This is a genomic window from Gilliamella sp. Pra-s52 (genome assembly GCF_009795805.1).
In the GTDB taxonomy this organism is placed as follows: domain Bacteria; phylum Pseudomonadota; class Gammaproteobacteria; order Enterobacterales; family Orbaceae; genus Gilliamella.
The window spans coordinates 1-25,177 of the sequence record NZ_WTEY01000018.1 but is presented as its reverse complement, the minus strand read 5'-3'; the positions used below and the strand labels follow the sequence as shown (position 1 = coordinate 25,177).

Genomic DNA, 25,177 nt, shown 5'->3' with positions numbered 1-25,177 from the left:
TAGTCTCTACTTAAATCCACGCGATGCTTTGATAAGGTCATAAGCAGCTTGAATTTCTTGTGCTCGTTTTTTGGCAGATTCAAGCATCTCTTTAGGTAAGCCTTTAGAGACTAATTTGTCGGGGTGATGTTCGTTCATCAATTTTCGATAAGCTCTTTTAATTTCTGATATTTCAGCTGTCGACTCAACGCCTAAAATTTTGTAAGCATTTTGTAGATCGGATTGCGCTGAACGGCCTTGATAACCACCATAGCGATTATTGTGTTGATATTGACCTTGCTGATCTTGTTGACCTCTATAGCTATTTTGACGAAAATGGTAACTTCCCATCATCATTTGGATATATATTGCCATTTGTTGACGTGGAATATGAAATTCGTCAGCAACAATGAAAAGAATTTGTTGTTCTTTGTCATCCAAAATACCGTCAATTAATGCAGCTTGGATCAGTTGTTCACAAAAAATATTTAAAACATTACGTCGGTAACGATATTGTGAGTATAGTTCAGCTAAACGCGATCGCAAAGGATAGTCACTTGCTTTACCACGATTAAATGACTCTTGAGCTAGTTTGCGACTGCTACTATCAAGTTGTAGTCTGTCCATAAATTGACTGGCAAGATTAATATCATCTTGTGTTACCACGCCTTTGGCTTTGCTTAAATGACCAAGCACTTCAAACACAACCGTTAGATAAAGGGTTGGGTTTGCTTGTGTTCTTTGTTCGGTCAAGGTGTTGCAAAGTTTGCGGTAAAGCATTGGTCCAATAAAAAGTCCAAGGAAAAACCCCCATCCTGTTTTTAATACAATGCTTAAAACAAACCCTGTAATGATTGCCCAAATAAAAGACATATTATTCGTTTACCTCAATTTGATCTATCTTTTGCAAACCTCGTGGTAATGCGGTTCCTTTTCGTGCTCGTTCTGCTTTAAATTTTTGTAAATCATCAGGATGCAACGTAAGTTTGCGTTTACCAACATATAATGTTACTGATGTTTCTGGTGTAACGAATATCATATAAGAAAGGCTATCGTCTGCGCCAGATAGCGACACAATTTTATTTCCTTTCCCTTTAGCAAGTTCAGGTAAATCTTTTACGGGGAAAATAAGCATTCGTCCTGCTTTAGTAATCGATAACAACAAGCTATTTTCAGAAGGAATCTCAATTGGTGCAAGAATGCTGGAATCTTTAGGTAAATTGATAATAGCCTTACCGTTGCGATTGCGAGCGACTAAATCGCTGAACTGACAAATAAAACCATAGCCTGCCGTTGATGCCAGTAAAAATTTTTGATTATCGTTTTGCGACATCAAAACATGCTCAACTGTTGCACCAGCAGGTAGGGCTAGTTTACCAGTTAATGGTTCACCTTGGCTTCGTGCTGAAGGTAAGGTGTTGGGATCTATGGCATAGCTACGACCGGTTGAATCGATAAAAATAACGGGTTGATTGCTTTTTCCTTTAGCTGCTGCTTTAAAACTATCACCCGCTTTATAACTTAAACCAACCGGATCAATATCATGACCTTTAGCTGTTCTGACCCAGCCCATTTCTGATAGAATCACAGTAACCGGTTCTGACGGAGTTAATTCTTGTTCACTGATCGCTTTGGCTTCGCTACGCTCAACAATTGGTGAACGGCGTTCATCACCATATTTTTCAGCATCTTCTTTTAGCTCTTTTTTAATTAAATTACTCAGTTTTTTAGGTGAAGCTAATAAAGCTTGCAAGTGATCACGCTCTTTAGCTAGCTCACTTTGTTCTCCTTTGATGCGAACTTCTTCAAGTTTGGCTAAATGACGAAGTTTTAATTCTAAAATTGCTTCGGCTTGAATATCAGTTAATGCAAAACGGCTCATTAACTCTTGCTTAGGCTCATCTTCGTTGCGAATAATATCGATGACTTCATCGATGTTTAAAAACGCAATCAATAAACCATCAAGGATATGCAATCGTTTTAATATTTTATCTAATCGATAATTTAAGCGGCGAGTAACAGTGTTTTTACGATATTCTAGCCATTCAGTCAAAATATCGACCAAACCTTTTACTGATGGACGATTATCTAGTCCAATCATGTTCATATTAACTCGGTAGCTCTTTTCAAGATCGGTTGTGGCAAATAGATGATTCATTACTTGTTCTAGATCAACACGATTAGAACGGGGTACTATGACCAAGCGAGTTGGATTTTCGTGATCAGACTCATCACGCAAATCTTCAATTAAAGGCAGTTTTTTAGCTCGCATTTGCGAAGCAATTTGCTCTAAGATTTTGGCGCCTGAAACTTGATGTGGCAAATCGGTAATAACAATATCACCGTCTTCTTTTTTCCACACTGCACGCATACGAATTGACCCACGTCCTGTTTTGTAGATCTTTTCGATATCTTCACGTGGCGTGATAATTTCGGCCTCAGTTGGGAAATCAGGCCCTTGTATGTGAGCCATCACTTCGCTGAGTGTCGCATTCGGATTATCAGCCAACATCATCACCGCATTTGCTACTTCACGAATGTTATGAGGTGGAATATCAGTTGCCATACCAACCGCAATCCCTGTTGTGCCATTTAATAAAATATTTGGTAATCTGGCTGGTAGCATTTTAGGTTCTTGTAAGGTACCATCAAAGTTTGGTGTATAATCAACCGTTCCTTGACCTAGTTCACCTAATAATAGCTCAGCATATTTTGATAAGCGTGATTCAGTGTAACGCATAGCCGCAAATGATTTAGGATCATCAGGTGCCCCCCAGTTACCTTGACCATCAACTAAAGGGTAACGATAAGAAAACGGCTGAGCCATCAGTACCATAGCTTCGTAACAGGCACTATCACCATGAGGATGATATTTACCAAGCACATCACCCACGGTACGGGCTGATTTTTTGAATTTAGCTTGCGCATTAAGCCCTAATTCTGACATGGCATAAACAATGCGCCGTTGCACAGGCTTTAAACCATCTCCAATAAAGGGTAGCGCACGATCCATAATGACATACATTGAGTAGTTTAAATAGGCACTTTCAGTGAAGGTGCGTAGTGACTGGGTTTCTACTCCGTCATGAGTTATCTCACTCATTATTGTTCCTCTAAATCATTCTGTTTATTAGACATCAAGTTCAACTTGATCGCCTTTTTCTTGTAGCCATTCACGGCGATCTTCTGAGCGTTTTTTAGCAAGTAGCATATCCATCAGTGCCATCGTTTGTTCGACATCATCAAGAGATAGTTGCACTAAACGGCGTGTGTTGGGATCCATTGTTGTTTCGCGAAGTTGTAGCGGATTCATTTCACCAAGACCTTTAAAACGTTGTACGTTTGGTTTGCCTTTTTTGCGTTTTAGCTGTTCTAAAATGCCTTCTTTTTCTTCTTCATCTAGAGCGTAATGGACTTCTTTTCCTAAATCGATACGGTAAAGTGGGGGCATTGCAACAAACACATGTCCATGTTCAACCATTGCACGAAAGTGGCGAACAAATAACGCACAAAGTAATGTAGCAATATGTAGCCCATCAGAATCGGCATCGGCTAAGATACAGATCTTACCATAGCGTAATTGGCTTAAATCATCACTATCGGGATCGATACCAATAGCAACTGAAATATCATGAATCTCTTGTGAACCCAGCACCTCGTCAGATGAGACTTCCCAAGTATTTAAAATCTTACCTTTAAGTGGCATAATTGCTTGAAACTCACGATCTCGGGCCTGTTTAGCTGAACCGCCTGCCGAGTCCCCTTCCACTAAAAATAGTTCAGTACGACTTAAATCTTGCGATGAGCAATCAGCCAGTTTCCCGGGTAGTGCAGGACCACTAGTCAGCTTTTTACGAATAACCTTTTTAGAGGCTTTTAAACGTTTTTGCGCGCTTGAAATCACCATTTCGGCCAGTAGTTCGGCTAATTGAACATGTTGATTTAACCAAAGGCTAAAAGCGTCTTTGACAATTGCCGACACAAAGGCCGCACATTGGCGTGATGATAAACGCTCTTTAGTTTGCCCCGCAAATTGAGGCTCTTGCATTTTAACTGAAATAACGTAAGCACAACGTTCCCAAATATCATCAGCGGTTAATTTCAAGCCTCGTGGTAATAAATTACGAAACTCACAAAACTCACGCATGGCGTCTAACAACCCTTGGCGTAAACCATTGACATGCGTACCACCTTGAACGGTTGGGATTAAATTAACGTAACTTTCAGTTAATAGTTCGCCACCTTCTGGCATCCAAAGCAACGCCCATTCTACGGCTTCTGTTTCGCCAATGCGGTTACCAGCAAATGGGGTTTCAGGTAAAAGTACATAACCACTTACCGACTCCATCAAATAGTCCTTTAACCCATCTTGATAGCACCAGCGTTGTTCGGTATTGTTAATTTTATCTTTAAAAGTAATTTCAAGACCAGGGCAAAGAACTGCCTTGGCTTTAAGTAGATGCGACAAGCGTGGTACTGAAAATCGTGGTGAATCAAAATATTTTTCGTCTGGCCAAAAATGCACTTTTGTGCCCGTATTACGACGCCCACATGTCCCTGTGATGTGTAAATCTTCAACTTTATTGCCATTTTCAAAGGCCATCTCATACACTTGTCCATCACGGTGAACAGTGACTTCAACGCGTTTTGATAATGCATTTACTACTGAAATACCAACACCATGTAAACCGCCAGAAAACTGATAATTCTTGTTTGAAAACTTCCCCCCAGCATGTAAGCGACAAAGTAATAACTCAATCGCTGGTACACCTTCTTCTGGGTGAATATCAACAGGCATGCCACGTCCATCGTCAATTACTTCAAGCGAATTATCTTCATAAAGCGTTACTTTGATTTGGCGAGCATGACCTGCAATGGCTTCATCGACACTGTTATCAATGACTTCTTGACCTAAATGGTTTGGGCGAGCTGTATCGGTATACATACCAGGGCGATGACGAACAGGATCAAGCCCTTTTAAAACTTCAATATCAACAGCATTATAAGTAGATTGCGACATAGTTTTTCTATTTATTTTAATAAATGGCAGTTATTATACCAACCTTTGAAGCATAAGACCAAGCGCAATGGTAAAGGAGTTCATTTGAAATATTAAACTTTAAAAGTTATTAATAAAGTATAATAAAACAGTTATACTTTACATAGTTTTTATTTTTTGTCGGTATTAATACAAAGTGTTAATACTGATTTTTATTAAAAAATAAAAATCATAAAATAAATATAGGGAATAAAAATAGTAACTAACTATTTAATCGGATGGAATTATTAGTAAAATGAAATTTGTATTGCATTATTTTATATTAACTTTATTTTGTATAACTTGTCATATACGCTATGTGAATGCGTTATCAGCCACTACCTCAAATACGATACACGGTCATGCACCCTACTTAACTTTTGATGGTGGCGCAACAAAAAGCGATATTAAAGCGTTATTAGGTATCAGGTTGTCTAATGGGCAAGCATATATACCAGAGGGAGGAGAGTCAAGCTTATATCCTAATGCGACAGTAATTGATTATTCTGATGTAATTGATCTACCAGATGGTATGGATACCTTTGATAGTGTTGAAACACTGGTTCCTTTATCAGGCAATAGTAATTACCCAAATATTGCGTTAAACGATTTGATTAGTACTAATCATTATTGGTACGATGAAGATGGTGATGATAATATTGATATAAGCGGTAGGTTATCACTAGCTTGGTATGACGTAAGCGGTAATAATGTTACTGATATCGTCAAAGAAAATCCAACAAGTAAATTTGATCCTTGTTTTGCGCCTTATCGCTTGAATCTGTACGTAACGAAAGTTCAATTATCGACCCAGTATGGAGAACCAAGAGAAAACAATATTGGTCCAGAATGGGGAGGTGCCCATATTTATAACTTTAATCCGAACATGAAAACAAATCATGCGCGCGTGTGTTTTGCTACACCAAATGATGTATATGGTATGAATGGTAAAAATTGGAGTTCATTGCATGGACTTGAAATAAAAGATGTTGATAATCCTGAGGAAAACTTTCCAACAACGGGGGCAAATGAGCTCAGCTTTTATTTGCGGTTAGTAGGTATTACACCAGAACAAGTGATCAATGCTAATGGTACGACTGTTTCGGCTGTTAGCGGTAGTAGTTTGGTTAGCTTGTTATTAAGTTCAGACGAAGCACGATTAAAGATAACCTTAAAAGGTCCTAATAAAGATTCAATTAACAAAAGCTTTAGCCCGTCGCTTTTTAAACTTTATGCTGATAGTCAACATAGTCAGTTACTTTATAGCTTTAAGATAGAACGTTGGTATATTATTAAACCTATTGATATTGATGATAATGATAATAATCAAGGTATGGTTGATTATGGTCATGCTCAAGAATTTTGTCGTGATTTAGGGGGGAATTATCGGGTTGGCGGTATTGCTGATTATACCAATGCAAATTACCCTAGTTGGATGTTAGGCGCACCAGGGCAACGAAATGAATTTCTTAGGCAACTTAGCTATAAAAGTAATGGCAGGTGGATAGGTGGGTTGTTAAATGAGTGGGGTAAAACATATACTTTTGATACTGATGATTGGAGACATAGTTCTATGTTTTGGACATCAGATTCGGATGGTAGTAGCCAATACTCAGTAGCGGGTTATAATGGTGCTATTATACCTACGGATTCGAGTATGTTTTTAACCTCTGTATGTGTAACACCTTAAAAAGTCTTGTTTATTAAATAACGCAAGTAAAGAGTATTAGTAATTTTGTGCACTAATGCTCTTTTAAAAAGAGATTGACTAATTTTGTTGTTTTGAGTTTGTTTATTTGTTTTTTAGTATTATTATCAACAAATCCCATATCAATATTAGGGAATAATGTGAGCAAATCAAAAAATAAAATAAGTCGACGTGATTTTTTACAAAAATCATTAACCATTGGTAGTGTAGTCGCCTTAACCAGCAATATGCAATTACCTTTTGCTTATGCTGAGCCAAATACCAATGTTAACGGCAAAACAGTTACTAATAACCCCACTAACCAAGAGCATGTTTGTTATAGTGCATGTTTAGTTAACTGTGGTAGCCGATGTCCATTAAAAGTCCATGTCAAAAACGATATTATCACCAAAATATCATCGGAAGACGGTATTAATGATCCTGTTTTTGGTCAACACCAAATTCGCCCTTGTTTACGTGGGCGCTCAGTTCGATGGCGCACTTACGATCCTGAACGCTTAAAATACCCGATGTTACGAATTGGTAAGCGTGGTGAAGGTAAATTTAAACGGATTTCGTGGAATGAAGCAATTAACTTGTTAGCCGATAAACTCAAATATACCATTAATAGCTATGGCAATGAGGCAATTTATTATCAATATGGATCAGGAACCACAGGCGCTAATATTTCTGGACGCAATGCCTGTAAACGTTTTTTAAACAGCATTGGAGGTTATCTTAATTATCATGGTGACTATTCCAGTGGACAGATTTCGGCTATTCGACCTTATATTTATGGTAATGCTAAAGATTCATTGATTGATCAAATAAAACACGCTGATTTGGTCGTGATGTTTGGGCAGAATATTGCCGAAACTCGCATGTCTGGTGGTGGGCAAGTTACTGAGTTATTTAACGCATTATCGCAAAGCAAAGCACGAGTTATTATTATCGACCCTAGGCGTAATGAAAGTGTTGTGGGATATAATGCGGAGTGGATCCCAATTATTCCCGGAACCGATGCGGCACTTGTTGCAGCAATCGTTTATGCATTACTTGAACAAGACCGTATTGATGATGCAATGCTTAACCAATATTGTGTAGGTTGGAATGCTGATTCTTTACCTGACAGTGCACCACCTTTTAGCGATTATAAGTCCTATATTTTAGGATTAGGTAATGACCGAACGCCAAAAACGCCTGAATGGGCGGCTCAAAAAACGGGTATTGCAGCTACGCAAATTCGTAAACTTGCGATGGATATCGTAAACGCTAAAGCAGCTTGGATATCACAAGGATATGGTGTACAACGTTGGCAAAATGGCGAGCACACAGCCAGAGCAATTATGCTATTGCCAATTATCGCAGGGCAATTTGGTAAACCGGGTACTAACATTGGTACTTGGGGGGGGAGTGTTACTTATCCTGTTCCAAGTTTAAGTATTCCCAATCCAATAAAAACCAGTATTCCTTTCTTTTTGTGGACAAAGGCGATTGATGACCCATTAAGTCTAACAGCAAAAAATGCCTATTTACTTGGTAAAGATAAATTAGATGTTGGCATCAAATTTATTTGGAACTACGCTGGTAATGTAATGGGAAATCAGCATTCTGATCTTAATCGTACTCACCAAATTCTACAAGATGAGTCTAAATGTGAGTTCATTCTTGTTTGGGATACGCATATGACCGCATCAGCAAAATATGCAGATTTAGTCTTGCCCGATGTTTCCTCGGTTGAAAGTAACGATTTGATTAATAACTCTTATGCATCGGGTGCTTATCACTACCTTATTCGTATGCAACGCGCAATAACACCACTTTGGGAAAACCGCCCAGCTTATGAAGTATTAACTGAGCTGTCTATAAAAATGGGCGTAAAGGACAAATTTACCGAAGGGCGAACGCAAGAAGATTGGATAGCTTATTGTTATGAAAAACTACGCAAAAACGAACCCCATTTACCGCCTTTTGCCAATACTAATGGTATGGGGGTTATTGATCGCAAACTAGCTGATAGCGATACCCAAATTGGGCTAAAAGCCTTTCGAGATGACCCTATCAAAAATCCATTAAATACACCATCAGGAAAAATAGAAATCTATTCAGAAGCATTAGCCACCATCGCTAATGAATGGGAACTCGATCCAGACGATGTTCTTCACCCTATTCCTGCCTATTTACCTGCCATTGAAGGCAGTGAAGATAAAACAAAACGTGAAAAATATCCATTGCAACTTATTGGTTTTCATACCAAAGGGCATTGTCATTCTACTTATAGCAACTTACCACAACTAAGCGAAGCGGTAGCCAATAGCCTTTGGATTAACCCATTTGATGCCAAACAAAGACAAATTAAACATGGTCAATTAGTTGAGGTTTACAACGATCGTGGACGGCTTTATATTCCCGCCAAAGTTACACCACGGATATTACCGGGTGTGGTAGCAATACCTCAAGGTATGTGGGCAAAAACTAATGCATCAGGGGTTGATATTGGCGGGTGTATTAATCGTTTAACTTCGTTGCGTCCAACAGTGTTGGCTAAATCAAATCCACAACATACTAATTTGGTCGACGTAAAACCATTATCGGCTGCATCATTGACATTGCCAGTAACAAGGAGGCGATAAAAATGCAATATGGATTTTATATTGATTCTTCAAAATGTACAGGATGTAAAACCTGCCAACTTAGTTGCAAGGACGAAAAAGACAACGCATTAGGTGTCCATTTTCGCCGAGTTTATGAATATGGCGGAGGGACATGGCAACAAGTTGATGGTATTTGGCAAAATGATACCTTTACTTATTATTTATCGATTTCCTGTAACCATTGTGAACAGCCTACTTGTGTACAAGGTTGCCCAACGGGCGCAATGCACAAACGCAAACAAGATGGGCTAGTTGTGGTTAATCAAGATGTCTGTATCGGTTGCCGATATTGCGAAATGCGTTGCCCATATGGTGCGCCACAGTTTGACCATCAAAAAAAGGTTATGTCAAAATGTGATGGTTGCTACGAGCGTGTTGAGCAAGGACTCAAACCCGTTTGTGTCGAATCCTGCCCACAAAGAGCATTAGATTTTGACGAAATTGAAAAACTGCGCCAGCGACATGGTAGTGAACGAAATATTGCTCCGCTACCAAACGAAAACCTAACCAAACCGAATATTGTTATCAAACCTCATTCACAAGCGAAAGCCTCGGGCGATACATTAGGACAAATACTCAACCCTGAGGAGGTTTAACATGCATGAATTACCACTGGTTTTTTTTACTGTATTTGGGCAGTTATCCGCTGGCATGGTATGGTTAGGGGGGCTATTTTATTTAGTTAATCGTGACTCAAATCGGAATGCTATTATCCAAAAAATCAATATAATTGCTCTAATTTTTATGGCTATAGGTATGGTGATAGCCTCGTTTCACCTAGGTAAGCCCTTGCGTGCGTTAAATGTGATATTTGGTATTGGGCGATCACCAATGAGTAACGAAATTTTCACCTTTGGCGTATTATTCGGTGTCACCTTTGCATGGGTACTAATAAACTATTATGCATTACATCCGAATACCAATAAATTAAAAATAATCAAAAAGACTTGTTTACATCTCAAGCAAATTCCACATTTAGACCAAATATTGGCGACACTTTTAATTATTATCAGCCTATTTTTTGTTTGGACGATCGTATTAACCTATATGCTACCGACCGTAAAAACATGGAATACCTATTACACTGCTATACACATGTATACCGCCATGCTTGCTTTAGGTGGCGTTACTATTGCGCTATTAGGATTACCGAAACTAGGTTATATGGCTTGTGTAATAGGAAGCTTATTTATTATTTTATTGAAAGTGCCTTATGCCAACTTAATGGCTACAATCGCGCCAGAACTCACTCATCAACAACAGAGCTGGATGATGACCGAATGCATACTATTAATCATGGCATTAATATTAATGACTATCAACATTTGGCAAAAACGCCATGCAACGATCATTTATATTCTTGCCTTTATTGGTATCTTCATTGGCGAAATCAGTGGGCGCATTGCATTTTATAATTTATGGACAATTCCGATGTAATGCATCAGCAATACGATCCATTTATAGTCAGGTAGCGATTTAATGAAAAATAACCAAGCAACGCATCTAGATAAACTTACATCCACCATTTTAGCCAAAGTATTAGGTGCCTTTTTTTATTATCCACCTGATCACCAAACGGTTAAACCGCTCATTGATACCTTATGTCAAATTGAGCATATTGCTAACTGGCAAAATACTGTGCTCATTGCTGAACAGTGCCAAATAATCGCCACTCAAATTAACAACCCAGAACTTAATTATCAGTTTTCGCTATTATTTGAAGGGCAGGGTACCATGCCTGCGCCCCCGTGGGGATCGGTCTATTTAGATCAGGAGCAATTATTAATGGGCGAATCGCACGAGCGCTATCGTCAATTTTTACAGCAACACGGGTTAATACTGAATACGGGTATTAACGAACCCGAAGATCAATTTGGATTAATGCTAATAGCTTATGCCATATTGCAAGAAAAGGACAAACCCAAAATAGCAAAACAATTAATTGATGAACACTTATTGATTTGGTCATCAGCCTATTTAGAAAAATTAAAGAAAAATGAAGTAAGCCCATTTTATCGAGCATTAGCGGTGATTGCACAACAGTATCTACATATGCTTTAACTTTCTCTTTATTGCTTTTTAGTTAATAAACCTTTTCCTAACAAACCTTGCTGATGATAGTGATAGTGCGCATTGCAGCTTTTAAGTAACAAGGTATAATCCACTTATTATTTTAAATAGCAAATACATATTTTATGTTAGCGTATATACAATTAATGCGGTTAGACAAACCCATCGGCACTTTACTACTACTTTGGCCAACGCTCTGGGCAATATGGCTAACAGGTCAACCTTACACCTATATCACACTTATTTTTATTTTAGGCGTAATTACCATGCGGGCTGCAGGGTGTGTTGTCAACGACTATGCCGATCGTCATTTCGATACTCACGTCGAACGCACAAAAAACCGCCCACTAGCACGGGGTGCATTGACCGAAAAAAGCGCATTATGGACTTTATTTATCCTATTATTTATTGCTCTTTGCCTATTGCTTACCTTAAATAAGCTATCGTGGCTTATTGCATGCATAGCCTTACTAACAGCAATGATTTACCCGTTCATGAAGCGTTATACCCACTTACCGCAAGTCACTTTAGGCATTGCCTTTAGTTGGGGGATTCCTATGGCATATGCAGCCATTATAGAGCAATTCCCTCTCACTTGTTGGTTACTTTGCTTGGCTAATATTTTTTGGATAATTGCTTATGATACGGAATATGCGATGGTGGATCGTAACGACGATATCAAAATAGGCATAAAATCCACCGCCATTTTATTTGGGCGGTACGATAAGTTAATTATTGGAATATTGCAGGTATTAACGATGATTGGGCTATTTATGATTGGCATCATCAACCAGTTATCATTGGTTTTTTATATTGCTTTATTGCTTGTTGCCATGTTATTTATTTACCAACAATGGTTAATCAAAAATCGAGAACGAAAACGTTGTTTTCAAGCTTTTTTAAATAATAATTATGTTGGAATTGTTGTGTTTTTGGGAGTGATTTTTAGTTTAAAAATCGCTTAAAAAGTGATTGAAAAACTTCAATAAAATCAATACCTTTCCTGACTGATTTTTTTATCAAAATAATGTCTTTTTTTGTTGGTGCATAGAGTGGATTGAGTGCAGAGGTTTCGGACGTTTGAACTTTGGGTGAACAAAATAGCTACAGTGACCACGTCCGATTTAGGGGATTTTTTGCGAAATCCACTAAAAACCCCTCGCAAGGCTACAGAATGTGGCCTTCGGCATTACTCGTATCATCCTGATACTCGCCTCTACGAGGCCATCTTCGCTATGCTCAGATGTTCAAATTTGTTCCAGACAAATTTGTCCGACGCCGTAACAAGACAACAACATAACCTTAGGTATTTTTTGTTAGTTGTTTTTATGTTAAAAAGCAATGCAAAAACCCAAAAAAAACGGTCAGGAAAGGTATTGATTTTATTGAAGTTTTTCTAGGCGTTTTTTGATCAAAAAAACTATACTTTATTCCCTTTCTGCAAGGGTTGCCTGTACAATTCTCAACGCATCAAATGTTTCTTTCACATCATGCACACGAATAATCTGTGCCCCTTTCATTGCCGCTATCACCGCACAAGAGACACTGCCTAACATTCGTTCTTGCGGTGGGACATTTAGCACTTGTCCTATCATGGATTTTCGTGACATGCCGACTAATAAAGGCAGGTTGTAATGGTGGAATCGTTCAAGCGTTGCTAATAGTCGGTAATTGTGCGCTAGTGTTTTACCAAATCCAAAACCGGGGTCAAGGATGATTTTTTGGCGGTCAATGCCAGCGTTTATGCAGCGTTCGATCTGTTTTGCAAAAAAGTCATCAACTTCCTGATAAATATCTTGCTCGTAGTGTGGTGCATTTTGCATGGTTTGTGGGTCGCCTTGCATGTGCATGAGGCAAACAGGTAAGCCTGTTTGGGCTGCGGCTTCAAGTGCACCGGGTTCTGTTAAGGCTCGAACATCGTTAATTAGGTGAGCCCCTGCTTTAGCTGATTCAGTCATCACTTGTGGCTTTGAGGTGTCAACCGAAATCCAAACATCAAAATAACGAGCAATTTTTTCAACTAATGGCACAACACGGTTTAGCTCTTCATCAATCGATACCTCGGCTGCACCGGGGCGTGTTGATTCGCCCCCTACATCAATAAAGGTTGCGCCAGCTTGAATCATGCTGTCAACACGACGCATGGCGTCATCAAGGTTGTTATAATTTCCACCATCAGAAAACGAATCAGGCGTCATATTAACAATGCCCATGACTTGCGGAAAAGAAAGATCTATTGTCTGATTTTGAAAATGTATTTCCATGATTAACAGCCTTATTCAGGTTATATTATGTGATTGTGTTTATTTATAAGGTATTTTGTCGATAAAAAACGCGCCGTAGCGCGTTGAGTTTGGTTTATTAACTTTCTGATTGTGGCGGCGTGTCATTCCCTTCATTTGGGATCTGCTTTGCTGCCTTTTCGTCGCTGTCGGTCCAGTCATCTGGTGCGGTAAGTGGGCGACGAGCAATTAAGTCTGCGACTTGTTTTGAATCAATGGTTTCGTATTTCATAAGCGCATCTTTCATTGCATGTAATACGTCAATATTTTCCGTTAGGATTTTACGAGCTCGTTGATAATTACGGTCAATAATGGCTTTGACTTCTTCGTCAATGATGCGAGCTGTTTCGTCAGAGATGTCTTTTGGTCGTCCATACTGGTTGTCGTCTGTTTCGTAAAACAGCGGTCCTAAACGGTCCGAAAAGCCCCACTGTGTAACCATGGCTCTTGCATATTGTGTAGCTACTTTAATGTCATTTGATGCACCTGTTGAAATTTTGTTTGCACCATAAATAAGTTCTTCAGCAAGTCGTCCACCATAAAGTGTGGCAATGTCGCCTTCGAGCTTTTCACGACTTTCACTAACACGGTCGCCTTCTGGTAAAAAGAACGTCACACCAAGGGCGCGCCCACGTGGAATGATGGTAACTTTGTGGATCGGGTCATGATCTGGCATTAAGTGACCAATAATAGCGTGCCCAGCTTCGTGATAAGCGGTTGATATAAGTTGTTCTTGAGTCATGCTTAACGAACGTCGTTCGGTGCCCATGTTGATTTTATCTTTGGCTTCTTCAAATTCATCCATGGTGACAAGCCGTTTATTACGACGTGCGGCAAATAAGGCAGCTTCGTTGACTAAGTTTGCTAGTTCTGCACCCGAATAGCCCGGTGTACCTCGTGCTAGGACTGATAAGTCAACATCGGTTCCAAGTGGTACTTTGCGAGCATGTACCGCAAGAATTTGTTCTCGCCCTTTCATGTCAGGCAAGCCAATTTGAACTTGTCGATCAAAGCGTCCTGGTCGTAATAATGCAGGATCTAAAATATCAACGCGGTTTGTTGCTGCGATGATGATGATACCACTGTTAGTTTCAAAGCCATCCATTTCGACCAGCATCTGGTTTAATGTTTGTTCACGTTCGTCGTGCCCACCCATTGAGCCTGCACCACGTTTGCGACCAACGGCATCAATTTCGTCAATAAAAATAATGCATGGTGAATGTTTTCGAGCTTGTTCAAATAAATCACGCACGCGCGATGCGCCGACACCAACAAACATTTCAACAAAGTCAGAACCTGACATGCTGAAAAACGGAACATTAGCTTCGCCAGCAATGGCTTTGGCTAGCAAGGTCTTACCTGTGCCCGGAGGGCCTACCATTAGGATCCCTTTTGGAATTCGTCCACCAAGTTTTTGGTATTTACCTGGGTCGCGTAAAAAATCGACCACTTCAGTTACTTCTTGTTTGGCTTCTTCACTGCCTGCTACGTCGGTAAATTTAGTTTTAACTTGATCTGGGGTTAACATTTTGGCTTTGCTTTTACCCACTGACATCGGTCCGCCTTTACCACCACCTTGCATTTGGCGCATCATAAATAGCCAAAAACCAATAAGTAAAATAATAGGAAACCAAGAGATAAGAATGCTAACGATTAGGTTTGGCCTTTCGTCAGGACTACCATAGACAGGTACTTTGTTACTCAATAGGTCATCCATAAGTTTTTCATCAATATAGGGAATATAAGTAGTATACTCATTATTTTCTTTGGTTTTAGCAACAATTTCACGCCCTTTAATATGCACTTCTTGGAGTTTGCCATTCGTGATATCGGAATTAAATTGGGTATAATTGACTTGAGGGTTACTGTTTGCAATTGAGCTGAATTGATTAAATCCCGCAATCAATACTACAGCGATAATTCCCCAGATCAGTAAATTCTTCACCATGTCGTTCAAAAGAAAAACCTCTCATAAAAATTAACAGTTACGACTAAATTTAACGAAGTATGGTACTACAAAATTGTACAACTGGCTACTTCATACCCATTGCAACAATATAAACTTCTCGAGACCTTGCGCGTGATGCTTCTGGCTTGCGAATTTTGACGGTTTTGAACATGTCTCTTACCTGTTTTAGGTATGCTTCGAATCCTTCACCTTGAAACACTTTTACAATAAAGTTGCCGTTTGGAGCAAGTACGTCTCGACACATGTCTAATGCGAGTTCAACTAAATACATGGCTCTTGGTATGTCAACGGCAGGCTGTCCACTCATGTTCGGTGCCATATCTGACATGACAACTTGGACTTTTTCTTTACCAACACGTTCAAGTAAAGCTTTTAAAACGGCTTCATCACGAAAATCGCCTTGAAGAAAATCAACCCCAACAATTGGATCCATTGGCAGTAAGTCACATGCAATAATACGACCTTTGTTACCAATCAGCGATGCAACATACTGTGACCATCCCCCCGGTGCTGCACCTAAATCAACAACGGTTATTCCGGGTTTGAATAGTTTGTCACTTTTTTGAATTTCTTCTAGTTTGAACCATGCTCTGGATCGCAGTCCTTTTTTTTGTGCTTGTTGCACAAAGCGATCTTTAAAATGCTCATTGAGCCAACGTGTCGAGCTAGCAGAGCGTTTTTTGTTACTCACAGTGAATAAATCCTTAATGTAAAGAGGTCACTTCATTGATTACAAATATATATAAGGGTAGAATAGCAAAATTGCAACTTAATGTGATAAAAATTTAATGAATTTATCGAATAAACAAAAACAGTATTTAAAAAGTGAAGCGCATCATTTAAAGCCTATTGTGATGATTGGTGCTAATGGATTTACCGAAGGCGTACTTGCCGAAATTGATCATGCGTTAAATTTTCATGAGTTAATCAAAATTAAGGTTTCTGCTGAAGACCGCGAAACTAAAAAGCTTATTTGCGATGCGATTATTCGTGAAACAAAAGCATTATCGGTACAATTGGTAGGTTCTAATTTCACGATTTTTAGACCAAGTGAAGATAAAAAAATCACTTTACCTAAATCTTAAATAAAAATAACAGGGCTATTTGCCCTGTTGGTTTATCTGTTGTTAAAGTTGTTCTTTACTAGATATATTCAACTTTAATAATATCAAACTCGACATCACCACCTGGTGTTTTGATTTGTACTGTATCGCCATCTTCTTTGCCGATTAGCCCACGAGCAATAGGTGAGTTGACCGATATCAGGTTTTGTCTATAGTCTGCTTCGTCATCACCAACGATGCGATAGGTTGTTTCTTCGTCAGTTTCGATATTAACGACAGTTACCGTAGCACCAAAAATAATACGTCCAGTGTTTTTTACTTTGGTTATGTCTATAATTTGTGCTTGTGATAATTTGCCTTCAATTTCTTGAATTCGACCTTCACAAAAACCTTGTTGCTCTCTGGCTGCGTGATATTCAGCGTTTTCTTTTAAATCGCCGTGCGCTCTAGCTTCAGCAATGGCAGCTGTGATTTGTGGCCTTTTGACATTTTTTAGCTCTTCTAGTTCAGCACGTAATAGTTCAGCTCCCTTTACTGTCATTGGGATTTGTTTCATCGAGGTATCTCCAGTTTTTACTTATTTAATAAATAAAAATAACTATCCCTTAGTTTAATTAAAAGAAAAAGGGAAAGTGAATTGTTTTATTGATTATTTAAAAATTTCATAGCGAATTCTTATATATTAACTGCAAAACTTGCTGAATAACAAATCATTTATACCTAAAATGAGATGCTATTTTGATTAAAATCGGTTATCGTAATGTAATTATTAGCTGTTTATTATAATAATTACATTTATTTATGCGACGATTACGATTTTATATAATCATCTTCTTAACCATTATTTGGTTTTTGGTTTTATTGTCTTATTTTGCCATACAAACTTCCTTCGGAGCTAAAATAGTTAGTCAACAATTATCCAAATTGAGTTCTTATACAATTTCAATCGGTAGTGTTCGTCACTCTTTTTCAAATTTCTATGAATTAGTTTTTGATAATGTTATTGTAAGAAATGATAGACAAGAGGTTGTTCATGTACCAACATTAGTCATAGGATTGGATAAAAATCGTCTCTGGCAATTAAACCATTTTAATTATGTTATTGTCATTAATGGTACCATTAATCATGTCGATAAAGATGGTCAATTTAGCCATTATAGCTTTTCAACAAATACACTAAAATTAGTTGATTCAACCGTTAATATTTCAGTTAATAGCGGGCAAGATAGGATTTCATTTACACAGCTAAATGGTGGTGTTAAACCATTTTCGTTATCAACGGGTTCGTTATCAGGGGAAGATAAATATCAATTTGATTTTACCTCGCAAGCTGTATCGGTCAATCAAATTCCAATTAAATCATTGCTTATTCAAGGATTCCATTGTGATGGTATTACGACAGTGACTAATTTAGGTGCTAATATTGATAATGGTTTTTTTGTTGGTAAATTAAAAATACTTGCTGATAAGCATTTAAATGTCGATCAGCTACAGCTATATAATATTAATTTGCAATCAACTGATGATGATTTTTGGAATAGGTATTCTCATATTCTGCCAAATTTGACGATCAAGCAATTATCAATATTTGAAAGTAGCATTCAGGTGCCTAATTTTTTAATTGAAAAAGGTAATGTTGAAGCAACTAATCTGAGTTATGATGAGCAGTGGCATTTTGATCAAAGTGCTTTTGTTTTTAATGCTGATCATGTTGTTTGGGATGATGAGAAGTTTGCGTCGGTATTAATTCAATTATCATCTAATGATGAAGAAGTGGAGATCAAAAAAGCACTAGCAAAATGGAATAAAGGCGGTATAAATTTTATTGGGAAGTGGAAAGATAACACTTTACATCTAGAGCAATTAACATTATCAAATATTAATTATCAGCTTCCTGAAAAGCTGGAACTGTTGGCATTACCGAGTATTTTTAAAAGTATCAAGATAGATAAACTTACCGTTTTACAAAGTTTGATAATTAGAAAATATAGCGATTTTCCTTTCACGTTATATAACTTTCAGGTTTCGGGTACGGATGTCGTTTTAGCGAAAGATCACAAATTAGGTCTCTTTTCAGGATCGACTTCTTTTAAATCTGAAAAAGGATCGTTTAATCGAGTTGATATTAGTTATCCTGATATGGTTTTAAAATTTGATGCTGAAAATCGTGCTTTGTTAACGTTTAGTACATTAACGAGTGGAGGGATGATCGAGTCAAATACAAAAGTTGATTTATCACAAAATGAACCATTATCTTTGCAATTAAATGCTTATGGTGTAACCAGTTCACTGTTAGAAGACTGGAAATTACTAAAACAGCCTCCAACCGCTATGAATTATTCGGTTAATTTACAAGGCAAATTACAGCCATTTAGTTTTTCAGGTGTATTTTCTACTGATGGCAATAATTATATTATTAAGCATGAACATTGATTTTTACAAAAGTATTCTTATATAACTGGTTAAGATGTTTAAGGTATTATGTGTCTTTGAGTGTGAAAGGCTTGATAATAAGTGGTGTGAGGATGTAATGGTTCTTGTTCGATTAGATAAATGGCTTTGGGCCGCAAGGTTTTATAAGTCACGAGCATTAGCCCGAGAAATGATTGAAGGCGGTAAAGTGCATTATAACGGTCAACGTACTAAACCAAGTAAAATTGTTGAAGTTGGTGCGACTGTAACGCTTCGTCAAGGTTCGGATCAAAAAACAATTCAAATTTTAGCCATCAGTGAACAACGAAGAACTGCCACAGAAGCTCAGCAACTTTATCAAGAAACTTCAGATAGTATTGCTAAACGTGAAGCAATAGCACAAGCACGTAAACTTAATGCATTGACAATGCCTCATCCAGATAGAAGACCAGATAAAAAGGAGCGGCGTGATTTGATTAAATTTAAATATGATAGGCAACAAGGTGACAACAGTTAATATGGATACTTTAAATCGATTTTTATTTGATAATCATCCTATTCGTGGTGAAATTACCCGTCTTGAACAAACATACCAAGCGGTGTTAGATAATCATACTTACCCTGTTGCTGTACAAAATTTACTTGGTGAATTATTGGTTGTAACCAGTTTATTAACTGCAACACTAAAATTTGAGGGTGATATTGCGGTTCAGTTGCAAGGTGATGGGGCGTTATCGTTAGCTGTTGTTAACGGTAATGATCAACAACAGCTACGAGGAGTTGCTCGAGTTAATGGTGAAATTGCTGACGATGCAACACTCAAAGATATGGTGGGTAATGGCTATATTGTTATTACTATTACACCTAAAAATGGCGAGCGCTATCAAGGTATCGTTGGGTTAGAAAAAGATACGCTTATTGGTTGCATCGAAAACTATTTTATGCAATCAGAGCAGCTTCCTACCCGTTTATTTGTGAAAACTGGTGTTCACAATAATAAGCCAATGGCCGCAGGGATTTTATTGCAAATTTTGCCAGCTAATGATGATACGGCTGAATCATTTGAGCATCTAAGCGCATTAACTGAAACAATTACGGGTGACGAGTTACTACAGCTTTCTACCGATGAGATTTTATATCGTTTATATAATCAAGAAGAAGTGCGCCTTTTTGAAACACATTATATTACTTTTAAGTGTGGTTGTTCACGTCAACGTTGTGAAGATAGTTTAATGACATTACCCACTAACGAAATTGATGAAATCCTGAAAGAAGATGGCGGTAATATTGATATTCATTGTGATTATTGCGGAAAGCATTATTTGTTTGATTCTATCGATATTGCTGAAATAAGAAATAGGCATAAGGTTAATTATCATTGATCTTTAATGTTTCACTAAAAAACCACTAAAATTATACATATAATTTTAGTGGGAAAGTGAAGGGTAGTAATGAACAAGCCTTTTTAACCGTTTTGTGTGTGTTTTGAATTATATTTATAAATCAATTCATTACTCTAATTAAAAATTTTACTTACCGTTTATATCTTCCTCATAAATATGTTCAATAATGGCGTGATTATTGGTGATTTTCCATTTTATATTAAAATGGTACAGTGTGATTCCATAGGTTTGTTCGCGACTATTGTTTTGTTTGTACGCAGGCCTTGGATCTTGAGATATCACTTGGGTAATTAGGTCGGTAAGTTGAGGATAGTTCTGTTTTTGTAAATCTAATATTAATTGTGCTTTTTGTGAAAATTCAACGGTTAATTTTTCATCGGGAATAGATTGTGCATATCCTGCAAAGGCATCAGGATGGCTGTCACAATAAGGTAGGTAAGGTTTAATATCAATAATTGGTGTGCCGTCGACTAAGTCAAGGCTGCCTAATTTCAATATGATCTGTTTGTTTTCAATGACGATATCTTTTAATTCAACAGCTGAAAGACCAATATGATTAGGTCTAAATGGTGATCGGCTAGCAAATACGCCCATTGTTTTGTTACCACCTAAACGCGGTGGACGAACGGTTAGTCTCCATTTTTCTGGATCGATATGGTGAAATAAAAATAATAACCATAAGTGAGAAAATTGTTCTAATCCTTTAACACTAATGGGATCGTTATAAGGTGCTAACAAATGAAGTTCCCCTTTCCCAGCACTGACTAAGTTGGGTTGTCTTGGAACAGCAAATTTTTCACTATAGGGGGAGCGGATAATGCCGATGGGGTTAATTTGATATGTCATAATCCATATTTGTTTGAATTTATTCTATAGCTTGTTATTTCTATATGATAGCAAAGTTAATATCGTCAACCTAAGCCGACGATATTAAGGTAAATAAATCTTTGTTACTTATTATTACCAACCGCGAATCGCACCACCATTAAAGATTTGATTTGCTTTTTCAGCTACAGCCTCAGTTTGGTAAGATTTAACAAAGTTTTTGACATTTTCATCATCTTTGTTATTTTCACGAGCAACGATGATGTTGACATATGGCGAGTCTTTGTCTTCAACAAAAATTCCATCTTTACTTGGTGTTAAATTGACTTGTCCTGCAAATGCATTGTTGATGATTGCTAGATCAACTTGAGCATCATCTAGTGAACGTGGCAACATTGGTGCTTCAAGTTCAACAATTTTGTAGTTATAAGGATTGCTGGTAATATCAAGAACTGTTGGTAATAAACCTTTTGCGTTATCAACCGTAATCATTCCTTCATGTTGTAATAGCAATAATGCACGACCTAAATTTGTAGGATCATTAGGAATAGCAATCGTTGAATTAGCTGCAATAAAAAATGTTTCACCACGCGGTGAGGTTATTTTTACACCTTCACCGGTTTCTTCTGTTTGGTCAATAGGTTTAAGTTTTTTAGAATAGCTAGCAATAGGGTAAACAAATGAGTTACCTACAATATCTAATTTATAACCACGTTCTTTTATTTGTTCATCTAAATAAGGCTTATGTTGAAAAGCGTTTACGTCAATTAAACCATCATTTAGTGCTTGGTTTGGTGTAACATAGTCATTAAAAATAACAAGTTCAATATCTAAATTATAAAGATCTTTTGCTTGTTGTTTTGCAATTTCTGCTACTTCTTGTTCTGGCCCTGAAATAACGCCAACTTTAAGTGTGTTAACTTGAGTTTTATCTGCTGGTTTATTATCAGTTGCAACTGATTGTTTATTATTGTCACAACCCGTTAAAAAAAATGCACTCACTAATGTGGTGATAAGTGCTAACTTTTTGATTGACATAAGATTCTCCAAAATTAATGATGAGTAGTACGTTTAACAATACTATTGCCAATAAATTGAATAATAAAGACAATAATAATTAGTATAACTAAAACTGTATTCATTATAGCAGGCTTATAGCCATTATAGCCATATTGAATGGCGAGCTGGCCAAGGCCTCCTGCACCGACAGCGCCTGCCATGGCAATATACCCTGTTAAGGTGATTAAAGTAATTGTCATACTATTTATAATCACAGGTAATGACTCGGGTAATAAAACTTTGTAGATAATCTGTAACGGTGTTGCCCCCATGGAGCGAGCTGCTTCAATTAATCCTTTTGGTACTTCTAATAAAGCATTTTCAATCATGCGAGCAATTAATGGAGATACTCCAATACTTAATGGTACGATAGCTGCTTGTTTGCCAATAAAGGTTCCTATAAAGAAAGTAGTAAAAGGAATAATCCAGACAATTAATATAATAAACGGTATTGAGCGGAATATATTCGTAATAAATGAAAGTGCACTATTCGCTACGTAGCAATCTAGAATTTGTCCTTTTCTTGTTGTATAAAGCAATATACCTATTGGTAAGCCGATAACGGAGCCCCAAAATCCAGACATAATGACCATATAAATAGTTTCATCTGTTGCTTGAGCCATTTTAAATAACATAGCTTCATTAAAACCATTAAATGATGAACAAAATGCAACAAAATCGCCCCAAAAATTATATTGAGCTAAGTATCGAAATAAAGATTCGAAAGGTTTAAAAGAGGGAATAAAATCAAACATAACCTAGTACCTCTACTTTGGTATTATTGTTTTCCAAAAATTGGATTGCCGACGAAATTCTTTTAGGATTACCATCCATTTGGGCTAGCATTAAACCAAATTTAACACCACCAGCATAATCCATTTGCGCGCTAATAATGTTACTTTCGATACTAAATTCTTTGGCAATTTGTGATAACAAAGGTAAATCAACCGAAACGCCCGTAAATTCTAAGCGAACCAGAGGATTAAGGCCCTCTTTAGGGTCTTGAGATAATCTTGCTAAATAATCGTCAGGGATATTTAGGTGTAAAGTTGATTGTATAAACTGTCTTGCAATATCGGTTTTAGCGTGGGAAAAAATTTCGCCGACCGATGATTGCTCCACTAATTCGCCATTACTGATAACCGCGACTTGATCGCAAATCTGTTTTACTACGTCCATTTCGTGCGTAATTAGTAAAATAGTAAGCCCTAATTTTTGATTAATATCTTTCAATAATTTCAAAATAGAACGGGTTGTTTCGGGATCGAGTGCGCTAGTTGCTTCGTCGCATAAGAGCACTTTGGGGTCACTAGCTAAAGCTCTTGCAATCGCAACGCGCTGTTTTTGCCCACCTGATAAATTAGCCGGGTAAACATTTGCCTTTTCAGTCAATCCAACTAGCTCAATAAGCTCGTTGACCTTTTGTTTGATTTTTGCTTTAGGGGTTTTATTGAGCTCAAGTGGAAAAGCGATATTATCAAAAACAGTACGTGAGGAAAGTAGATTAAAATGTTGAAAAATCATACTAATCTTTCGACGTACTTCAATTAGCTTTCTGTTTGATAGGTGAGTGATTTCTTGATTATCAAAAAATATTTTACCACTAGTTGGTTTTTCAAGTAAGTTAACACAACGGATAAGAGTGCTCTTTCCTGCCCCTGATTTACCAATAACACCATAAATCTTTCCTTGTGGAACATGTATAGTGATGTCTTTTAATGCATGAATAGGGGTTTTATTATGTTCAAATATTTTCGAAATATGTTGTAATTTTATCATAATATATAAAGACAAAAGATGAATGGATGAATATTAAGACGTCTAGACATCTAAGTCAATCAATAATATGCTATATGAATTAGAGTAATACCTAAAGTTAAAAGGAAAAAAGTAAATATGAAGCCCGCTATTTTTTTAGATCGAGATGGTACTATTAATATAGATTATAATTATGTACATACAATTGATAAATTCCACTTTATTGATGGTGTTATTGAGGCGATGCAAGAGCTCAAGAAAATGGGATTTTTATTAGTCATTACAACCAATCAATCGGGGATTGCCAGAAATATATTTACTGAAGAACAATTTCATACATTGACTGAATGGATGGATTGGTCATTACAAGATCGTGGTGTTGATTTAGATGGCATCTATTATTGTCCACATGATCCGCTAATTGATAATTGTGAATGCCGCAAACCAAGTCCGGGGATGATTCAAACAGCAGCTAAAGAACTAAAAATTGATATTGCTAATTCCTATATGGTTGGAGATAGAGTGTCTGACTTATTATCGGGTAAAAAAGCTGGCGTTAAAAAAACCGTGTTAGTAAAAACGGGCGATACCATAACAGAAGAAGCATTAGAAAAAGCTGATTGGGTTATTGATAGTTTGGCTGATTTACCAAAAAAAATAAAAGCAGAATCTTAATTTTTAATTAAGAGAAGTTGTGTAAGTTATATAGCTAACAAATCAAACGATAAAAATAAAATAGTAATTTTGGTTGGAATGTATAGCTTTGGTCTGTTTTTAATTCATTTTGAGCAAAAAGAAAGCAAGCAGAAATAAATTGCACAATAACCCCTTGCATGATTTTTTTAAATCCCTATAATGCGCACCCAATGACACGCAGTCAGCATAAAGCAGGCGGCGAATAAGGTTAGTGAACAAGGTCAAAAATTTTAAAAAAAGATCTTGACGAATAAAAAAGGTTGGCGTAGTATACGCAACCC

The 25,177-nt window shown here is 37.3% G+C and carries 22 protein-coding genes; 11 read left to right on the top strand and 11 right to left on the bottom strand.

The genetic code is table 11. The annotated features are described in order from the left end of the window. Positions 1 to 6: 6 nt before the first annotated feature. From djlA to parE, 3 genes are read right to left on the bottom strand one after another with little or no spacing between them, the layout of a single operon-like run. Complete coding sequence (gene djlA, locus GQ594_RS10555; RefSeq protein ID WP_160412444.1) at positions 7 to 852, bottom strand: co-chaperone DjlA; 846 nt, start codon at positions 850 to 852, stop codon at positions 7 to 9. A gap of 1 nt (position 853) precedes the next feature. After that, positions 854 to 3,082, bottom strand: coding sequence for a DNA topoisomerase IV subunit A (gene parC / locus GQ594_RS10550; protein ID WP_160412445.1), 2,229 nt, complete (start codon positions 3,080 to 3,082; stop codon positions 854 to 856). Between the two features lie 27 nt (positions 3,083 to 3,109). Next, positions 3,110 to 4,999, bottom strand: a complete 1,890-nt coding sequence (parE, locus tag GQ594_RS10545; RefSeq protein WP_160412447.1) for a DNA topoisomerase IV subunit B — start codon at positions 4,997 to 4,999, stop codon at positions 3,110 to 3,112. 274 nt (positions 5,000 to 5,273) lie between these two features. Here parE and GQ594_RS10540 point away from each other — a divergent pair, with 274 nt between their 5' ends. The 6 genes from GQ594_RS10540 to ubiA all read left to right on the top strand — a co-directional run bounded on the left by GQ594_RS10540 (position 5,274) and on the right by ubiA (position 12,393). Next, the gene (locus GQ594_RS10540; protein ID WP_160412449.1) at positions 5,274 to 6,707 is read left to right on the top strand and encodes a hypothetical protein; all 1,434 of its coding nucleotides are present in this window, start codon (positions 5,274 to 5,276) and stop codon (positions 6,705 to 6,707) included. A 158-nt stretch (positions 6,708 to 6,865) separates the two neighbouring features. Next, positions 6,866 to 9,337 carry a DMSO/selenate family reductase complex A subunit gene (locus GQ594_RS10535; RefSeq protein WP_202112550.1) on the top strand — a complete coding sequence of 824 codons (2,472 nt, stop codon included), beginning with the start codon at positions 6,866 to 6,868 and terminating at the stop codon, positions 9,335 to 9,337. Between the two features lie 2 nt (positions 9,338 to 9,339). Further along, entirely contained in the window at positions 9,340 to 9,954 is a 615-nt protein-coding gene (locus tag GQ594_RS10530) for a DMSO/selenate family reductase complex B subunit (RefSeq protein ID WP_160401635.1), read from the top strand. Position 9,955: 1 nt separating this feature from the next. After that, entirely contained in the window at positions 9,956 to 10,795 is an 840-nt protein-coding gene (locus GQ594_RS10525; protein ID WP_160412451.1) for a dimethyl sulfoxide reductase anchor subunit family protein, read from the top strand. Between the two features lie 42 nt (positions 10,796 to 10,837). Beyond that, positions 10,838 to 11,419, top strand: a complete 582-nt coding sequence (locus tag GQ594_RS10520) for a TorD/DmsD family molecular chaperone (protein WP_160412453.1) — start codon at positions 10,838 to 10,840, stop codon at positions 11,417 to 11,419. Between the two features lie 134 nt (positions 11,420 to 11,553). Further along, a complete protein-coding gene (gene ubiA / locus GQ594_RS10515; RefSeq protein WP_160412455.1) occupies positions 11,554 to 12,393 on the top strand; it encodes a 4-hydroxybenzoate octaprenyltransferase in 840 nt (279 codons plus the stop codon). Between the two features lie 462 nt (positions 12,394 to 12,855). Here ubiA and folP read toward each other — a convergent pair whose 3' ends face one another. The 3 genes from folP to rlmE form a co-directional block, all read right to left on the bottom strand. Continuing rightward, positions 12,856 to 13,692, bottom strand: a complete 837-nt coding sequence (gene folP, locus GQ594_RS10510; protein ID WP_160412457.1) for a dihydropteroate synthase — start codon at positions 13,690 to 13,692, stop codon at positions 12,856 to 12,858. Between the two features lie 97 nt (positions 13,693 to 13,789). Continuing rightward, positions 13,790 to 15,658, bottom strand: a complete 1,869-nt coding sequence (ftsH, locus tag GQ594_RS10505) for an ATP-dependent zinc metalloprotease FtsH (RefSeq protein ID WP_202112554.1) — start codon at positions 15,656 to 15,658, stop codon at positions 13,790 to 13,792. A gap of 85 nt (positions 15,659 to 15,743) precedes the next feature. Further along, positions 15,744 to 16,370 carry a 23S rRNA (uridine(2552)-2'-O)-methyltransferase RlmE gene (rlmE, locus tag GQ594_RS10500; RefSeq protein WP_160412460.1) on the bottom strand — a complete coding sequence of 209 codons (627 nt, stop codon included), beginning with the start codon at positions 16,368 to 16,370 and terminating at the stop codon, positions 15,744 to 15,746. Between the two features lie 97 nt (positions 16,371 to 16,467). Between rlmE and yhbY the strand changes: the two genes are divergently transcribed. After that, entirely contained in the window at positions 16,468 to 16,764 is a 297-nt protein-coding gene (gene yhbY / locus GQ594_RS10495; protein WP_160401697.1) for a ribosome assembly RNA-binding protein YhbY, read from the top strand. A gap of 58 nt (positions 16,765 to 16,822) precedes the next feature. Here the strand turns inward: yhbY and greA are convergent, their stop codons facing one another. Next, positions 16,823 to 17,299, bottom strand: a complete 477-nt coding sequence (gene greA, locus GQ594_RS10490; protein WP_160401698.1) for a transcription elongation factor GreA — start codon at positions 17,297 to 17,299, stop codon at positions 16,823 to 16,825. Positions 17,300 to 17,544: 245 nt separating this feature from the next. On the opposite strand from greA, the gene GQ594_RS10485 reads away from it, so the two are divergent. From GQ594_RS10485 to hslO, 3 genes are all read left to right on the top strand, one after another. After that, on the top strand, positions 17,545 to 19,176 hold the full coding sequence (locus tag GQ594_RS10485) for a hypothetical protein (protein ID WP_160412462.1): 1,632 nt from the start codon (positions 17,545 to 17,547) through the stop codon (positions 19,174 to 19,176). Positions 19,177 to 19,273: 97 nt separating this feature from the next. Continuing rightward, positions 19,274 to 19,672: a ribosome-associated heat shock protein Hsp15 gene (gene hslR / locus GQ594_RS10480; protein WP_160401700.1), complete on the top strand. Its 399-nt coding sequence runs from the start codon at positions 19,274 to 19,276 to the stop codon at positions 19,670 to 19,672. A gap of 1 nt (position 19,673) precedes the next feature. Then, complete coding sequence (gene hslO / locus GQ594_RS10475) at positions 19,674 to 20,537, top strand: Hsp33 family molecular chaperone HslO (RefSeq protein WP_202112551.1); 864 nt, start codon at positions 19,674 to 19,676, stop codon at positions 20,535 to 20,537. A gap of 147 nt (positions 20,538 to 20,684) precedes the next feature. Here the strand turns inward: hslO and tsaA are convergent, their stop codons facing one another. The 4 genes from tsaA to metN form a co-directional block, all read right to left on the bottom strand. Then, entirely contained in the window at positions 20,685 to 21,407 is a 723-nt protein-coding gene (tsaA, locus tag GQ594_RS10470) for a tRNA (N6-threonylcarbamoyladenosine(37)-N6)-methyltransferase TrmO (RefSeq protein ID WP_160412472.1), read from the bottom strand. A gap of 111 nt (positions 21,408 to 21,518) precedes the next feature. After that, positions 21,519 to 22,421 (bottom strand): methionine ABC transporter substrate-binding lipoprotein MetQ, encoded by a 903-nt coding sequence (metQ, locus tag GQ594_RS10465; protein WP_160412463.1) that lies wholly within the window; start codon positions 22,419 to 22,421, stop codon positions 21,519 to 21,521. 14 nt (positions 22,422 to 22,435) lie between these two features. Continuing rightward, complete coding sequence (locus GQ594_RS10460) at positions 22,436 to 23,077, bottom strand: methionine ABC transporter permease MetI (protein WP_160412474.1); 642 nt, start codon at positions 23,075 to 23,077, stop codon at positions 22,436 to 22,438. Between the two features lie 112 nt (positions 23,078 to 23,189). Beyond that, positions 23,190 to 24,221 (bottom strand): methionine ABC transporter ATP-binding protein MetN, encoded by a 1,032-nt coding sequence (gene metN, locus GQ594_RS10455; RefSeq protein WP_160412465.1) that lies wholly within the window; start codon positions 24,219 to 24,221, stop codon positions 23,190 to 23,192. A gap of 117 nt (positions 24,222 to 24,338) precedes the next feature. Between metN and gmhB the strand changes: the two genes are divergently transcribed. Beyond that, the gene (gene gmhB, locus GQ594_RS10450; RefSeq protein WP_160412467.1) at positions 24,339 to 24,875 is read left to right on the top strand and encodes a D-glycero-beta-D-manno-heptose 1,7-bisphosphate 7-phosphatase; all 537 of its coding nucleotides are present in this window, start codon (positions 24,339 to 24,341) and stop codon (positions 24,873 to 24,875) included. Positions 24,876 to 25,177: the final 302 nt, after the last annotated feature.